General features: G+C 46.4%; 18 protein-coding genes and 1 other annotated feature. Of the genes, 12 read left to right on the top strand and 6 right to left on the bottom strand.

Annotation, left to right across the window (positions count from 1 at the left end; genetic code table 11):
* On the bottom strand, positions 1–235 hold a 235-nt coding region (locus KTH90_RS13570; protein WP_238726935.1), incomplete at its 3' end, for a hypothetical protein.
* On the opposite strand from KTH90_RS13570, the gene KTH90_RS13565 reads away from it, so the two are divergent.
* From KTH90_RS13565 to KTH90_RS25470, 3 genes are all read left to right on the top strand, one after another.
* On the top strand, positions 225–542 hold the full coding sequence (locus tag KTH90_RS13565; RefSeq protein WP_158355105.1) for a hypothetical protein: 318 nt from the start codon (positions 225–227) through the stop codon (positions 540–542). The two genes, KTH90_RS13570 and KTH90_RS13565, sit on opposite strands and share 11 nt — an antisense overlap.
* Positions 539–796 (top strand): phage holin, encoded by a 258-nt coding sequence (locus KTH90_RS13560; protein WP_158355107.1) that lies wholly within the window; start codon positions 539–541, stop codon positions 794–796. The genes KTH90_RS13565 and KTH90_RS13560 overlap by 4 nt, the downstream gene beginning before the upstream one ends.
* 369 nt (positions 797–1,165) lie before the next feature.
* Positions 1,166–1,375 carry a peptidoglycan-binding domain-containing protein gene (locus KTH90_RS25470; protein ID WP_158355109.1) on the top strand — a complete coding sequence of 70 codons (210 nt, stop codon included), beginning with the start codon at positions 1,166–1,168 and terminating at the stop codon, positions 1,373–1,375.
* Positions 1,376–1,454: 79 nt separating this feature from the next.
* On the opposite strand, the gene KTH90_RS24910 is transcribed toward KTH90_RS25470, so the two are convergent.
* From KTH90_RS24910 to KTH90_RS13550, 3 genes are all read right to left on the bottom strand, one after another.
* Positions 1,455–1,583, bottom strand: a complete 129-nt coding sequence (locus tag KTH90_RS24910; protein WP_275061401.1) for a hypothetical protein — start codon at positions 1,581–1,583, stop codon at positions 1,455–1,457.
* Between the two features lie 71 nt (positions 1,584–1,654).
* A complete protein-coding gene (locus KTH90_RS13555; RefSeq protein WP_158355111.1) occupies positions 1,655–1,936 on the bottom strand; it encodes a hypothetical protein in 282 nt (93 codons plus the stop codon).
* Positions 1,915–2,124 (bottom strand): response regulator, encoded by a 210-nt coding sequence (locus tag KTH90_RS13550; protein WP_238726934.1) that lies wholly within the window; start codon positions 2,122–2,124, stop codon positions 1,915–1,917. The genes KTH90_RS13555 and KTH90_RS13550 overlap by 22 nt, the downstream gene beginning before the upstream one ends.
* A gap of 332 nt (positions 2,125–2,456) precedes the next feature.
* Positions 2,457–2,712: a binding site (T-box leader), on the top strand.
* A 176-nt stretch (positions 2,713–2,888) separates the two neighbouring features.
* Between KTH90_RS13550 and tyrS the strand changes: the two genes are divergently transcribed.
* From tyrS to KTH90_RS13505, 9 genes are all read left to right on the top strand, one after another.
* Positions 2,889–4,097: a tyrosine--tRNA ligase gene (tyrS, locus tag KTH90_RS13545; protein ID WP_158355113.1), complete on the top strand. Its 1,209-nt coding sequence runs from the start codon at positions 2,889–2,891 to the stop codon at positions 4,095–4,097.
* A 651-nt stretch (positions 4,098–4,748) separates the two neighbouring features.
* Positions 4,749–5,624, top strand: a complete 876-nt coding sequence (locus KTH90_RS13540; protein ID WP_158355115.1) for a carbohydrate ABC transporter permease — start codon at positions 4,749–4,751, stop codon at positions 5,622–5,624.
* Position 5,625: 1 nt separating this feature from the next.
* Positions 5,626–6,465: a carbohydrate ABC transporter permease gene (locus KTH90_RS13535; RefSeq protein WP_158355117.1), complete on the top strand. Its 840-nt coding sequence runs from the start codon at positions 5,626–5,628 to the stop codon at positions 6,463–6,465.
* 93 nt (positions 6,466–6,558) lie between these two features.
* Positions 6,559–7,974 carry an ABC transporter substrate-binding protein gene (locus tag KTH90_RS13530; RefSeq protein ID WP_238726933.1) on the top strand — a complete coding sequence of 472 codons (1,416 nt, stop codon included), beginning with the start codon at positions 6,559–6,561 and terminating at the stop codon, positions 7,972–7,974.
* A gap of 46 nt (positions 7,975–8,020) precedes the next feature.
* Positions 8,021–8,788, top strand: a complete 768-nt coding sequence (locus KTH90_RS13525) for an SPL family radical SAM protein (RefSeq protein ID WP_158355121.1) — start codon at positions 8,021–8,023, stop codon at positions 8,786–8,788.
* A 161-nt stretch (positions 8,789–8,949) separates the two neighbouring features.
* A complete protein-coding gene (locus tag KTH90_RS13520; protein ID WP_238726937.1) occupies positions 8,950–9,975 on the top strand; it encodes a LacI family DNA-binding transcriptional regulator in 1,026 nt (341 codons plus the stop codon).
* A gap of 379 nt (positions 9,976–10,354) precedes the next feature.
* Positions 10,355–12,490: an ADP-ribosylglycohydrolase family protein gene (locus tag KTH90_RS13515; protein WP_158355125.1), complete on the top strand. Its 2,136-nt coding sequence runs from the start codon at positions 10,355–10,357 to the stop codon at positions 12,488–12,490.
* Positions 12,487–13,455: a nucleoside hydrolase gene (locus tag KTH90_RS13510; protein WP_158355127.1), complete on the top strand. Its 969-nt coding sequence runs from the start codon at positions 12,487–12,489 to the stop codon at positions 13,453–13,455. The genes KTH90_RS13515 and KTH90_RS13510 overlap by 4 nt, the downstream gene beginning before the upstream one ends.
* An 18-nt stretch (positions 13,456–13,473) precedes the next feature.
* Entirely contained in the window at positions 13,474–14,631 is a 1,158-nt protein-coding gene (locus KTH90_RS13505) for a nucleoside 2-deoxyribosyltransferase (protein ID WP_158355129.1), read from the top strand.
* Between the two features lie 33 nt (positions 14,632–14,664).
* Here the strand turns inward: KTH90_RS13505 and KTH90_RS13500 are convergent, their stop codons facing one another.
* Complete coding sequence (locus tag KTH90_RS13500; RefSeq protein ID WP_158355131.1) at positions 14,665–15,123, bottom strand: DUF3021 domain-containing protein; 459 nt, start codon at positions 15,121–15,123, stop codon at positions 14,665–14,667.
* A 10-nt stretch (positions 15,124–15,133) separates the two neighbouring features.
* The gene (locus KTH90_RS13495) at positions 15,134–15,574 is read right to left on the bottom strand and encodes a LytTR family DNA-binding domain-containing protein (protein ID WP_158355133.1); all 441 of its coding nucleotides are present in this window, start codon (positions 15,572–15,574) and stop codon (positions 15,134–15,136) included.
* Positions 15,575–15,622: the final 48 nt, after the last annotated feature.

Raw genomic sequence — 15,622 nt, 5'->3', positions numbered from 1 at the left:
AAGTTGACGGTTTACTCGTTATAGCTGACCACGCATGGGTATGATTGACGGGAGCCTTGCCAGCTAAATTATTATTTAACTCCGCCAAATCGCTATTTGTCGTATCAATACTATCCGCCAAATTATTGTTTATCCCATACCTATTACACATCTCACAATCCCCAAAGCCATCCTTCCACCTCAACACAACCCCAAAGCCAATCAAAGAAAGGGTGGTGCCTAATGTGATAACCATATCCACAACCATAACCGCGATCTCAACATTAATCGCCTTCGTTTCCGCAGCCTTCGCCATATACATGGGCCTAAGAAACGCCAGGCATGCAGACGAGACAGACGCAGAGAGAAAAGCAAAAGAATCCGCAGAAATAAATGTAAAACTGGACCAAATCGGAAACGATGTCCGAGATATAAAATATGATATATCAGCAGTCAAACGGGATGTGCAGGGATTGACGGAGCGAGTTGTAATCGTAGAGCAGTCAACAAAATCCGCCCACCACAGAATAGATCAAATAATAGTAAAGGGGGATGGAATATGAAACAAATAAACTGGAAAGTCAGGATTCAGAACAAAACCACGCTAACGGCCATCATCATGGCAACGATTGCCCTGATCTATCAGATCTGTGGCTTACTCGGGATAGTTCCGCCAATAGCAGAATCAGATCTGGTGACAACAGCCGGCATGATTATTAACCTATTGGTATTACTGGGTATAGTCACAGATCCTACAACAGCTGGAATAAAAGACAGCCAACAGGCTTTGACCTATAAGGAACCCAGGGATGAATAAGAAAATATAGGTATACACGAACATAAATAGAAACCTTAGTAAATACGGTACTAAAGGAAGAGCGGACCATGATAAAAGGAATTCAACCCAGACGTCTATGTATATATGTACGATACAACGATACAGGGTACCGGGAACGAATTGGAAAGTAATAAGATTATTAAAAGGAAAAGAAGCAAGAAGCAAAGATGCGGGTCTGGCTGGATACGGCAAAAAATGATGGCTGTGTTAGAGATAAATACAGGACCGAAAACGCGGATATCTGGCAATATACCAGCAGCAGGTATCACGAAACGCCGATGGTTACAGAGATGAATGCGGAAGGATGTTGACAGTGGATGGTACATATGGTCCGCATAAAAAAATGCCGTGAATAAAATATACCTAAAACCGGGAACAAAAGGAGTGACTGCGGACTGGGTGCAGAAGGGGCTCAACGAGAAAATGGATACAGCGCTTTTGGAAGATGGAAAATATGGCACTATCACAGCTTGTGCCGTAGAAAAATATCAAACACGATATGGAATAACGCCTGATAAAATATGCGGTCCCCTGGCCATACGATCGTTGTTAAAATAATAGTGATGCGTAAATGTTTTTAGAACTTTAGAAGAAATGTATGCTGATATCAAAATATAGGTGCAATAAAGCCGAGGATTTACTCCCCGGCTTTATATGCGACTAACACGATATCTTCCTTAGTCTGTTCTTTCAATTTTTCCTGTAAATCATTAATTTCAGCGACACATTCCGAAGTAAGATCAGCAATTCGATAATTATCATCCATAGCAATTACCTCCAAAAACAGTGTAACCTAAAACATGAAACCTATACCATGAAACCTATCCCATAACTAATTTACCCAATCCGAACCGGTTTCCATAAAGCGCTCTGGGCCTGATACTGTTCCTCCAGCCATGCCTGGACTTTCTCTACTCCTTCGGGGCTGAATGGAAATTCTGCATATTGTTTTTTTTCATCAGGCGTATTGTCTGAACTATAAGGGCCAGGCCAGATAGTAGCCAACAACGCGGAGTTTTTATCTTTACTCTCAACTTTAAAACACATCCCACCGCATGAACCGGTAAAATTTTCCTTTTTAAAAAAGTTTATTTTAACTAAACCACTAAATTCAACCACTGTTTAACCTCCAAAATTTTCCGAAGATTCTCCGCCATCTGTATACCATCCATACGCGGCATGCGCACATCACTTAGGATAATCTCTGGTTTTTCCGTACCAGCCAGTTCCAGGCCGTGAATTCCATCGTCGGCTTGGAAAATTTCTGTTATATTCAAAGAAGCCCAGTCTACACTCGATATCAACATTCTCTTGTTAATGCCTCGTCGTCTACGATCAGCACCTTCATATATGCCACCCGTTTTATCTTAGTATTTTTTAAATACCTTAGTTTACATCACATACCTTATTTTACCAAATAATAAAAATAAAACAACCTTGTTAGCTGACGCTGCAAAGATTTTTTACATCTATAAGCAAGAAACAATATGTAAAATCAATGTGGAACAATATATGAAAATGAAAAGAAAACAATATATGAAAATCTCCTTGACATCCTATAGGAACCCGGCTATAATTACATCAATTTAATAAACCGCATGACGAAGAATTATAGATCATAATTCGGAGTATATGATTAAGAAAAGCAATGAAAAGAAAAAGTAGTGACAAGTGAAACATACAGAAAGCTGCCGGGTGATGAGAGGCGCATGGGAAACTTGTTGCGAATACATCTTTGAGCTTCGCACTGAATGAGTACAGTAGGCTGCGACGGATCCCGCACACGTTATAGTGCTAGAGTATCGCCAGAATATCCGGCCGTACTTGAAGAGGTAAGCAGTGTGAGCTGTTTATGAACTTAAGGTGGTAACACGAGATACACTCTCGTCCTTAGAACAGGACGGGAGTTTTTTTATTTCATCTTATGAAATAAAAAGCCCTCCGGGTGATCGAAGACACCCTATCAGCAGGACACAAAGATCAAATCCTGTAAGTTTGGGTAAATTGTGGATTTAATCTTATAGACCTTGCGGTATTAAAGAAACATTATTATTTTATCAGGAGGTCTGTTATGACAGTATCAGTAGAAGAGCAATTTCGGATTATTATGAAAGGTGTGGAGCAGGTAGTAAGTGAAGAAACATTAAAACAAAAATTAAGTGACGCGCAGAAAGCTGGAAGACCATTGAGAATCAAACTGGGATTAGATCCCAGCGCACCGGATATTCATCTGGGCCATGCCGTAGTGCTTCGCAAAATCAGACAGATGCAGGATCTCGGTCACAGAGCGATCATTATCATCGGTGATTTTACCGGACAGATCGGAGACCCCAGCGGAAAGTCTAAAGGAAGGAACGCATTGAGTAAGGAGCAGGTGCAGGAAAATGCGCTGACCTATCAGACACAGATTTTTAAAGTGTTGGACCGGGATAAAACGGAGGTGCTCTTTAACAGTGCCTGGCTGGGAAAGATGAATTTCGAAGAGGTGATCCGGCTGGCAGCCACCACCACGGTTGCCAGAATACTGGAGCGGGACGATTTTCAGAACCGTTATAAAAATGAGGTGCCGATTGGTCTGCACGAATTCTTTTACCCTCTGATGCAGGCCTATGATTCAGTCGCCATCGATGCGGATATGGAACTTGGCGGGACGGATCAGACTTTTAATATATTGATGGGCCGCACGCTTCAGAAGACATTGGGGAAGGAACCGCAGGCAGCTCTGTTCATGCCCATTCTGGAAGGCCTGGATGGTGTGGAGAAGATGAGTAAGAGTCTGGGAAATTATATCGGAGTCGATGAAGATGCCCCTTCCATGTTTAAAAAGGTGATGGAGGTTCCCGATAGTCTGATTTTGAAATACTTTGAGCTGGCTACCGATGTTCATCCGGACCGGGTGGAAGTAATCAGAAGGGATCTGGAACAGGGAAAAAATCCGCGGGATGTAAAACTGGAACTTGCGAGAATTATCACTTCCCTCTACCACACTGCGGAAAATACAAGAAAGGCAGAAGATTACTATGCGGCCGCATTTCAAGAAAAGGGTATTCCGCAGGAAATACCGGAACTGATTATAGAAGAGGAGAAAGACAGACTGGCGGATATAATTCCTCTTCTTACCAAAGCTAAATATACCGCATCCAACAGCGAATTCCGCAGACTGGCGGCCCAGGGGGGCGTCCAGTTAAATGGTGAGAAGACAGAGGACTTTGATTATGTACTGGCAAACGGTGACGTATTAAAAATAGGAAAGAAAAGATTCGTGAGAATTGTGAAATAAAATAAAGAAAGCCGGTAAATTTAAGAACACGCCCTGTTAACAGAGATAGGTTTGGCATATAAGCCTGCCTTTTCCGAGTTATCAGAGGCGTGTTTGTTTTGCTGTGAAACAAAAGAAGAAGGAATAAACAGTTTGATGATTTGGAAATTGAGGATATAAGTTTCGTCTGTATTTTGAAAAAATGATAGATGGAACTGATAAGATAAATTAATTTATCTAATCTGAGTATAGCCAATAAAAAGGATATTTACGAGGAGAGATAACATTGTAAAAAGATATCATAAAAGGTTGTGGAGAGTACGGTCTTGTTCAGAGTTGATTCGCAATAATAGTTTGAAGAACAATGTATAAAGAGAAACAAAGAAATTGGGAAGGCGATAATATATGATGTGATCGAGAAGAAAATTAAAATTTCAAATAAGATTCATAACTGGATAAAATTTAGATAAAAATTTTGTATTTTGTTTAGATATCTGTCAGTTGACAAAGAAATGATAAAATGATATAATGAATTTAACAATAAATTTACCAAAAATTTATCTAACAGCATTTCAAAGAAAACACAAGGAACACAAGGAATAAGAGAAATATAAGAAATCAAGAAACAGCCAGTAGAAAATATGGATCAATCCTGGGATGGTGGAAAGACAGATGAAACGGAAAAAAAGATCAAAAGCATATTTGCTTGTATGGCCGGCCCTGCTGTTGAGTATTGTATTGATCATGGTGCCCGGGCTGCTTACGATTGTGGTATCCTTTACGGACTGGAACGGAGTTGCCTCGTTAAATGACCTGAACTTCGTAGGACTCCAGAATTTTCAGGAGGTGTTCTCCAATAAAGTATTCTGGAAATCATTTTACAATAACCTGGAATGGACGGCGATCTACCTGACTATTCCAGTGGCCATATCCGTTTTCGTGGCGGCGCTACTGATTAACAGGAAGCACACGAGAAGTCTGTATCAGGTGTTGTTCCTGATCCCCTACGTTCTGGCTCCGGCGGTGAACGCTATGCTTTGGAAGAGTATTATCTTTAACCCATCCGCAGGCATGGTGGGATGGCTCCGAAAAATGGGGTATGCTGCCTCGAGTCCCTTAGGCAGCATGGATTCCGCTCTGTTTGCAGTGGCTGCGGTGGATATCTGGCATTATTGGGGATATCTGGCCATCGTCTATCTGGCCTCCATGCGGCAGACACCGGATGATCAGATCGAGGTGGCGCGGGTGATGGGGTGCAATGCGCTGCAGGTGTTCCGCTATGTCTACTATCCGAATATGCGGGCTACGTTCCGATTGATGTTTATCATGATTATGATCACCTCATTTCTCACTTTTGATTATGTGTGGCTGCTGACCAGCGGCGGGCCGGCGCATGCCACAGAGATGCTCAGTACATACGCGTACAGTCTGGCCTACTCCACGTATCAGACAGGGAAGGCGGCAGTTGTGTCGCTGTTTGCGGGCGGCTTTGGTATGATTGCCTCCTGCTTTTATACAGCTCTTAGCAGAAAGGAGGAGGCGGACTGATATGGTACGTTCCAGAAGAAAAAGAATTCAGATGAACACGGTGGTTCACGCGGTTTTGATCTTCTTCGCGCTGGCGCAGGTCGGACCGATCCTGTTGGTGTTTCTGAACAGTTTCAAGTCCCACCGGGAGATTGTGATCAATCCCTTTTCCATGCCGGCACTGTTCTCCTGGGAGAACTATATAACGGCGTGGAAATACGGAAAATTTGCGGTTGGTTTTAAGAACAGCCTGATCCTGACCGGCTGTACCATACTGATCGTGCTGTTTTGCGCCACGCTTGCCGCATATGCTCTTTCTGGAGAGCGGATGAAGCGGACAGCCCCGGTGATTATTTACTTCATGCTGGCGATGACGGTGCCGATTCAGATGTTCCTGTTCCCTCTGTATTCCCTTTTTTCCAAACTGGGCCTGCTGAGCAACCTATATGCTCTTTCGGTTATTATGGCGGCCAGACAGATGCCTCTGTCGGTCTTTCTGATGCGGACCTTCTTCCTGAAGGTGCCAAGGGATCTGGAAGAGGCGGCGAAGCTGGATGGAGCCGGGACCTGGGCGATTATCTGGAAGGTGATGGTGCCCATCATATCTCCAGCGATGATTACGGTCAGTGTACTGGTAGGTTTATCGACCTGGAATGAATATATGCTGTCCTCGACCTTTTTACAGGGAGAGGGGAGTTTTACCGCAGTGTTGGGCTTTCTGTCACTGAACGGTCTGGAATCGAGCAACATGGGGATCATGATGGCGGGCGCATCCATATTGATCGTACCGATTCTGATTTTCTTCCTGTTGGTACAGAAGTATTTTATCGACGGTCTGGTAAATGGAGCAGTAAAAGGGTAAGCACCCTGATAGGTGGGTAAGCGCCCTGATACATAGAGAACTCACGAAACAAAAGGTACCTATATGGCACCTGCACAAAAAGGAGGAAGAAGTATGAAAAGAGTAACCGTATGGATGCTGATTGCAGCTATGGTATGCACCATGTTTACGGGATGCGGGAAAAAGGAAGCGGACCAGAGCGGTGCGGCGCCGGAAAAGACAGCGGTACCGGCGGAACAATCTGCACAGGAATCGAAGGAACCGGCAAAGGATGCGGGCGGTGAGAAGCAGAAGGTATCCATGTGGTTCTGGGGACCTTCTCCGGAACAACAGGAAGTGCTGAACAAGAGTCTGGTGGAAACCTATAATAATTCCCAGGACGAGTATGAACTGGTCCTGGAATACCGGAATTCCGTGGATGATGATATCGCCGTAGCCCTGGCAGCTGGGGAAGGACCGGATATCATCTATGGCAGCGGGCCTGCGTTTATCATGAACTACGCGGAAGCTGGTAGACTGGCGAATCTGGATGAATACGCCAAACAGTACGGCTGGGAGGATAAGCTGACGCCGCCGGTCTATAATACGGGTTTTGTGAAGGATTCGCTCTATTCTCTGCCGAGCGCCATGTACTGCGCGGGTATTTTCTATAATAAGGATGTGCTGGCGGAGCACAATTGGGAAGTGCCCGCCACCGTCGATGAACTGACCAAGATCATGGATGAGGCGCAGGCTGCGGGACTGCAGTCCATGCTGTTCGGCATCAGCGGCTGGAAGCCGTCACTGGATATCGTTGTCTCCGCATTCCTGAATGTATACGCGGGACCGCAAATGATCTACGACTGCCTGACCGGAAAAGAAAGTTTTAATAATGAAAAAATGGTCAAGGCGGTTGAAATTTCCAAGGAATGGTATGAAAAGGGTTACTTTACGGAAGATATGTATGCGATCGGCAGCAGTGACTGTGCGCAGATGCTGCTGGATGGGGCCTCCCCATTTGCCTTGAATGGTTCTTCCGGGTACCAGCGAATGGCAACTTTTTTCCTGGGAGATGACCAGGATAAGGTTGGATTCCTCCCCTTTCCGTCCCTGACCGGGGATACGGAATACATTTTGGCTACCACGGCGACCTGGTCCATCAATGAGAACTCCAAATGTAAAGATGCCGCCGCCGCAGTGCTGGATATCCTGGTATCTGAAGAATTTACCAAGGAAATGACCGCTGTTTGGCCGGGATACTGGACCGGTGCCCTCAATGATTTTTCCAATATCGATACAAGCGGCATGTCCGTACTGGGCAGACAGAGCACAGAGGCTATGGTGCCGTTGGCAAAAGCGGTACAGGAAGGAAAATTCGGCTATTACAGTTCCACATTTTTCCCGTCGGCGACAGCAGATGAACTGACTAATATTGATACTGTGTGGATGGGGGAGACTACAGCTCAGGAATTTATGGATCATGTAGCGGAAATCTTTAAGGGCGAGTTTGAAAAAGGCCTGGTCCCCAAGGTGGAAGAGCCCGGTAAATAGTTAGAACCGGTACCCACCCTGCCGGGGAGGAAAAGGAGACAAACAGATGCGGATTATTGAAACTCGTGTTAATCAGGCCATCGAATATACGCCGGAACAGGAAGCCTACATCAATCCCTACTATGGCTGTACGGCCGGATGCCCGTTCTGCTACTGGTTAAGCTTCGGAGGATGGGAAAATAAGATCGAAGTACGGCAGAATATTCCTCAGGTGCTGGAAGAAACATTAAGAAACGGATTAAAACCAGATCGTCTGTTCATTGGGAGCTACTGTGATCCCTATATGGAAGGGATCGAAGATGTCTATGGAATAACCAGGGAGTGCCTGGAGATAATCCGCTCTCATGACCTGCCGCTTACGGTCGTGTCCAGTATCCGGAACAGGCTGATTCTTCGGGATGTACCGCTGCTGAAGAAAATGCGCGGGCTGCGCGTGGTCGCCGAACTGTGCCGCCCAGACCAGATCGCCTTACTGAAAAAAGGTGTGCCCAGCACAAATATTGAGGTGGCTAATGAGCTTTCGGCAGCGGGAATCGAAGTGTGGGCTACCCTTGCGCCTTACCTTCCCGGAATTACGAATCCGGATATGATTCTACGGAATTTGGATGGGAGGATTCCACTGTACATGGACCCTCTGGATATACAAAAAGGGACGATCCAGGAAGAACGGATGATCCGCTTTATCGCCTCGGACTACCCTGAACTGGCACAGTGCTATGAAAGCTGCATGTATGACAGCAGACCTGCTTTCGAAGAAATGATGGCAGAGTATAAAGAGAATAACAGAATAAAATGTTTTCCTATACCGCAGTAATGGAGCACCGCGCCCTTTCCGGTACCCGGATACACTTGTGGATGTCTCCATGAACTCTTTTGATTCCTGGACAAAGATGTTGACGTACTTTTGGAAATCATTTATTATTATGATAAAATAATTTATCAAATGATAATCAAAAGGTGGTGAAGGAATTGAAGGTGAAGGTGAAAGATATTGCAAGAGTGGCAGGAGTGTCCCCCACAACCGTATCTTTGGTGCTGAACAACAAACCGTCCAGAATCGCGGATGATACGAAAGAGCATATTTTCCGGGTGGCCAGGGAGATGCAGTTTCAGATGGCCTCGGAAGTGGATTTTTCAGAGTACAGGAAAGTCAAAACACTGGGGATGATTGTGCCGGACAAAAAAAATCCCTTTTATGACCGGTTGGCGGAAGAAGTGGCCGACTGCGCGTTTCTCCGTGGCTATACGCTGTTTCAGTGCGGGACGGGGGATGACATCCAAAGCTTTTATCTGGCGATTGAGAGTCTGATGTCCAAGAATGTGGACGGCATCATCGTGATTCCTCCGAGAACGATGGATAAGGAAAATGTAAAGCTGTTAAAATCCGTTCAGAAAAGCAGGGTTCCGCTTATGCTGCTGGACCGTGCGGCCTACGGCGTTTTTTGCGATTTCGTAACTGCGGATAATAAACATGGCGGCCGGATCGCCACGGAATATCTGATCAGGCAGGGACACACAAAGATCGGTTGTATGGTAGGGGATGCCAATGTCTATACCTCCAGGAAAAGGGTGGAAGGATATCGGGAAGCCTTGGCAGCCGCAAAAATACCATTTGAAAAAAATTGCGTATATTATGGTCATTTTGATGTGGAATCCGGATATGCGGGCGCGAAAGAATTACTGGACCAGGGGGTAACTGCCATCGTTGCCGGAAATGATCTGATGGCGTATGGTTTATACCGATTCGCCGGAGAACATGGCTATTCGGTGCCCGGGGATCTTTCGGTGATCGGCTATGATAATACGGAATTGTGTGAACTGATGGTTCCTCCCCTGACGAGTATCGATCAGAATGCCGGAACGATGGCTTCCAAGGCGGTGGAGGTGATTCTTCAACAGGTCGAGATACAGGAAGAGGAGGAACAGGAACCGGCCAGAAACTATTATTTTACCCCTTATATTCAGGAGCGGGAATCCGTACGAATGGTTTCATGGAGCTAAATTTTCTCTTGGATGGTTAAAGATAAAACAGATAATACAAGATGATAAATATGAGATAAAATGTTTTGAAAAAAGAGCGGATCATACGACAGCTGATGATTCGCTCTTTTTATACTAGTCAGGAAATAGAATCTGCTAATTTTGTATTATGTGGGCAATGACGCTGTTTTATCAGTTGACAAAAAATGATAAAGTGCTATAATAAAATTAATAAATATATTTATCAAATATTTATCAAAAATAGAACAAAATGAGCGGCAGTACAAAAAAGGTGACAGAACAGGATAAGATACAGAACAGGATAAGATACAGAACAGGATATAGATTTGAATAGGAATACGAAAATGATAAGTGCCCTTGGGAAAGGAAGGTAAACATCATGAAGAATATCATCCGTTTTAAGAATGACATTTACGCCGGCGTCCTTGGCAAAATAATCGGCGTCTATCTGGGGAGACCGGTCGAGGGATGGAGCTACGAAAAGATCAGAGAGCAGTTTGGGGAAATCAATTATTATAAGAATCACAAAACCGGCGCACCGCTGATCGTGCCCGACGACGATATCTCCGGGACTTTTGCGTTTTTCAGAAGTCTGGAGGACCATGGCTATGACCCGAATATCCGGGCGGAGGATATCGGGGACACCTGGTTGAACTACATCATAGAAAATGAGACGATTCTCTGGTGGGGCGGACTTTCCAGGAGCACGGAACATACTGCATACCTGCGGCTGAAAAACGGAATCCGGGCGCCTAAAAGCGGTTCCGTGGAACTGAATGGGCAGAGCATGGCGGAACAGATCGGGGCAGAGATTTTTATCGACGCATGGGCATTGGCCAATCCGGGAAATCCGATGCGGGCGGCCGTCATGGCGAGAGCGGCGGCAAGCGTCAGCCATGACGGGATCGCGGCAGACGCGGCGGTTTACCTGGCGGCTATGGAAGCCATGGCCTTTGTGGAAAAAGATATGGAGAAGCTGCTGGATGCCGGCCTTACCTATGTACAGAATCCAGCCTTTGAGAAACTTGTATGGGAGTTGAGGGAGCGCTGTCAGGTGTCAGAGGACTGGCGGGAGGTGAGGCAGTGGATCGCCGGCAGCCATGGATATGACAAATATCCGGGCAGCTGTCCGATGGTCACAAATCATCTGGTCGTGCTTATGTCCCTGATTATGGGCGGCGATGATTTTCAGAAGTCCTGCATGATCGCATGTAGTTCCGGATGGGATACGGACTGCAACGCCGGAAACGTGGGATGCCTCAATGGGATCCGGCTGGGCCTGCCCGGGTTCTCAGGGGGGGCCGATCTGAGAAAAGCGGTGGCAGACAGGCTCTACGTAGTCACCAGTGACGGGGGTTCCTGTATCTCTGACGCAGTGCAGGAGACGAGAAAAATATTGGAAGCAGCCTGCCGGCTGGAAGGCGAACAATCGGATTCCCCTGCTGAGCGCCTGGCATTTGAGTATCCGGGAGCGGTACAGGGAGTAATACCCTGCGATCTGGACCGGGAAGAACAGGTGCTGGCCGGGATAGAAAACTGGTATCAGGAATCCGGGGAATTTGGCTGTAAAATATCATACAAAGGCCTTGGACCGGGAGTACACGCCTCTGTCTGTGTCGATACATTTATTGACCTACAGCCGAAGGGACAGGAGGGAACCAGTTATTTTGACGTGCTGTGTTCGCCGGCCCTATACAGCGGACAGGAAGTGACGGCGAGAGTATTTGCTCCCGATGAGGAGAATCCCTCCTTTGAATTTTTCCTAATTTACTTTGACGGGAAAGACCGGATGCGGGCCCTTTACCATGATCCTCATAAGCTTACCCGGGGAGACCAGGTGCTGAGTTGGACCATCCCTGACCTTGGCGGACATGCCATTTACCGCCTGGGGATCCGCCTGCGAAGCGAGAAGCGGCTGGATGGCTGCCTGGTTTTGAAAACCCTGGACTGGAGCAACACACCGGAGGAATACAGGCTGGGACGCGCGGTGCAGATGACGCCGTCCCTGACCCCATGGACGACGCAGACAGCCTGGCTGAAGACTTTTGTGGCTTCCGCGGATCATTTCTGTCCGGATTATACGACCACATTTTCCATCTCCCATGCGGCAGAAAATGGCTTGGCGACGACGGGTACCCTGGACTGGGATAATTATTCCGTGACATCCAAGCTCACATTATCTCACCAGGAAGGAGCGGGACTGGCAGCTAGGGCCAAGGGACACAGAAGGTACTATGGCGCGGTACTTACGGATGGGAAAGCATGTATCTACCGGCAGGAAGAGGAGAAGAGGATCCCGGTAGCCTCGGTACCATTCGATTATCAATTGGACCGTGTTTATGAATTAGAATTCACGGTAAACGGAGACAGCCTTGCATTTTCCGTGGACGGGGTAACGGTGGTATCCGGATGCGATAGCAGTTACCGGTGCGGAGGCGCCGGGTTCGTAGTGGATTCCGGAGCTGTCCTTGCAGATGGCTTCACAGTAAAAAGGGTAGGAAGGAGATTCGAATGAGCGAAAAAAGCGGATTCGTAAAAAAGATCATCCTGGACTGCGATCCCGGCATCGATGACTCCATGGCCATTGTGATGGCATGTAAATCGGCTGCGCTTAAGGTGATGGCGATTACCACGGTCAATGGCAATTATCCGGTAGACATTACAAGCAGAAATGCGTTAAAAACGCTGGAAATGATCAACCGTACCGATATCCCCGTTGGAAGAGGAATGTCGCAGCCGATGGTGCGGCGCTCCCCGAAAGATCCGTTTACGCACGGCCGGGACGGACAGGGGGAAAACAATCTGCCGGAGCCGTCCACCCCGCTGTGGGGTAGAAACGCGGTGGATTTGATGATCAAAATGGTGAAAGAAAATCCGGGAGAAATATATATCGTCTGTACCGGCCCCATGAGCAATCTTGCCATGGCATTTCAGCAGGAACCAGGGATAAAAGAAAAAATCGCGGGGATCTACGCCATATCCGGAGCATTCGGCCTGAATAAATTCGCGTTTACCAATGCAACAGGAGATACACCCCAGAGTGAATGGAACGTCTATGTGGATCCTGAGGCAGCGGATATCGTCTATCGCTCCGGTGTCAGCCTGGTGGCATTGGGGTTAGATGTGGCCACCCACTTCGACGTAAACCTGACGGAAAAGGATATGGAACGGCTGCAGCAAAGCACGAGACCGGAAGCCGGTTTCTTAAAAAAGGCGATTCAGTTTGTGAACGGACGGGGATTCGAGGCATACTGTGCGGTAATCGACTGCATGGCGGTGGCCTATGCGATCGATCCGACACTGGTTCAGACGATTCGGGGGCATGTGGGGATCGAGACACACAGTAACCTGACATTGGGAATGACAGTTTTGGACCGGAGGCATCACCATGTGTGGGTGGATCTGCCGATCGTGAATATTGGGGCAAAGGCTGATTATGAGCGGTTCCTGGCCATGCTGATGGATCTGGTGCTGGCTTGAAAAGGAGTGTACATAGCGATGTTTGAACAGGAAAGAATCTATATTGCGGGGCCTGAGTGTTTCTACAAAAACGGGTATACGATGCTGGCTGCCATGAGGCGGTACGCCGAGAGCCAGGGATTCGGTGTGACACTGCCTAACGATCATCCGCTGGATATGGATAACCCGGATCTTCAAAAGAGGGCGGACTGTATTTTTGCCGATTTGAAGCGCGCCATAAAAGAGACTACCGTGATTATCGCTGACCTGGAAGCTTACCGGGGCTCAGAGGCGGACAGCGGTACCATATATGAGATCGGTATGGCCTATGCCAATGGGATCCGCTGCTACGGATATACCAGGGATAAAAGGCCTCTGGCCTGGAAAGATCAGCAATATTTCATAAGGGATAAACAAGTATATAATGAAAAAAAGCAGCCGGCACCCTACTTTGACCTCCCTTTTTCTCCGACGATAGTGGGTTCCACGAAAATCATACAAGGTGATTTCTTCGACTGTCTTAAGGTATTGATGGCAGATCTGGAGGAAGAATGGAAAGCCGAAGGCAGAAGGGGAAATGGGAAATTTCCGCAGAACAGCAGCAAACCGGATCAAACGTCAGAAAAGTGTATTCGAATGACCGGTGAGGGAAGCAGCGGGCGGCCGATTGTGTACCTGGCGGATTTGGTCCGCTATGAGGAAGGGGCCGGTCAGATATATGAAAAAAGAAAAGAGCTTTGCCGGCGATATGGCCTGGAAGCGCTTACTCCTTTGGATCTGGCGCAGGGCCGAGAGTGGGTGCAGAGTCCAAATCGCTACACGCAGGCTGCCGATCTGACCGAAAATTATCTGGAATTAATAAGGGAATGCGATGCGGTAGTGGCGGACCTGAATAATTATCGGGGGTACGAGTGCGCCAATGATGTGGGATTCGAGTGCGGCGTGGGCTTGGAGCTGAAGAAGAAGCTGTTTGGATATATGCAGGATACGCGGCCTTGTATTGAAAAAATCCCCCATCTGGGCGAAGAAGCTGAGTACCGGGATATGACGGGCAGTAATGTAGAGAATTTTAACTATCCGGCCAATCTGATGTTCGCCTGCTCCATGAAGATATACGAAAGTAAATTTGAAGCTGCAATCAAACAGGTGGCGGAGAGCTTAAACGCGGAAAAATGCAACGAGGAAGGAAGCCGGTAAGAAAATAGAAATGGAATTGTTCCTGCACATCCTTCACTCCTTTGATTTATATAAATTGGCGTTCATTTTTTTAACCGTGTGCCTGCCGGTCATAAATTGTACGATCCAGATAATGATAAAAATCAGGCCAAATATTCCAAAATAACTTAAAAATCCTATTATACTATGCTCCATCCAGTACGTAAGATAAGCGATCGGCATCATTATAACAGAAATGATTCCAAAATAAATTCCGGTCTGTTTTACAATGCTCCAATGCTCTATGTCCCATATCACAGAGCTTGCTGCAAATCCCGCGCCCAATAATCCGCAAAGCAGCGCCTGCAAAATGACGGCATAGATTTCATTTCCCATGACAGATACCAGTTCAGGCACACAAGGCGAGTAAGATCCGTTTGCCCATCCGAGGGAAATAAATATTGTAATTATATATCCTATCGCAATTCCAAGTGGAAACCCTAAAGCACTGCGTGAAATGATTTTCTTTTTCATTTTCTTCACCTCATATTCCTAATATTTTTTTGATTTTGGAGACATATCGTCTTGAAACATAAGTTGTTGTTCCGTTTGACATTCGAACACAGATCGTACCTGTTAAACTTAAATCAAAGTTATTGACTTTTTTTAAATTAATAATCTCTGAATTTGAGATGCGTACAAACTGATGCGTATTCAACCGTTCTTCTATTTCATACAGTCTGAGCCGCAAAGTGTATTCCCCTTTCTCGGTAACCGCAAAAACTTTTCCGGTATTCGCATAAATTCGAATCAATTCTGCTTGTTCCAACACTTCAATTTTCTCATTTTTATTACCGGAAATGATCTGCGGGACATCCTCGGATAATTTTTTTAGAATATGACTCACTTCCTCTGTAAGCGAATCTGTTAATACAATGATTCTGGGTTCCTTATACGAACGGTCAATTTTTATTTCGATTTGCATTAGATCCATCTCCCCTTCCTGATGTTATTATAGGAAAAATAAAAATTG

The sequence above is a fragment of the Diplocloster modestus genome (genome assembly GCF_019042245.1).
Taxonomy (GTDB): Bacteria; Bacillota; Clostridia; order Lachnospirales; family Lachnospiraceae; genus Diplocloster; species Diplocloster modestus.
The sequence above is the reverse complement of the archived record's forward strand: the minus strand, read 5'-3'. Positions and strand labels throughout refer to the sequence as shown.